The sequence below is a fragment of the Chryseobacterium sp. SIMBA_029 genome, assembly GCF_046535275.1.
In the GTDB taxonomy this organism is placed as follows: domain Bacteria; phylum Bacteroidota; class Bacteroidia; order Flavobacteriales; family Weeksellaceae; genus Chryseobacterium.
In genome coordinates this window covers 1-229 of record NZ_JAWRXA010000943.1, presented here as the reverse complement: position 1 = coordinate 229, position 229 = coordinate 1, and the positions used below count along the sequence as shown (strand labels likewise).

The window sequence follows — 229 nt, the reverse complement described above, 5'->3', positions numbered from 1 at the left end:
AGCGCCATGCCAGAACCCCGAAACAAGAAAAATAATAAATGTATTTCTAATTTTCATCAGAAGACCACCTTTACTTCCTCCTAATGGAATATACAGATAATCTCTAAACCATGAAGAAAGTGAAATGTGCCATCTTCTCCAAAATTCAGCAATATCTCTTGAGAAATACGGGAAAGCAAAGTTCTTTAGTAATTCAATCCCAAACAATCTTGAAACCCCCAATGCTATA

General features: G+C 35.4%; 1 protein-coding gene. It reads right to left on the bottom strand.

Going from position 1 to position 229, the window contains the following annotated elements; all coding sequences use genetic code 11:
• The coding region (locus tag SB679_RS26605) for an MBOAT family O-acyltransferase (RefSeq protein ID WP_410705463.1) at positions 1–229 on the bottom strand (229 nt) is incomplete at both ends.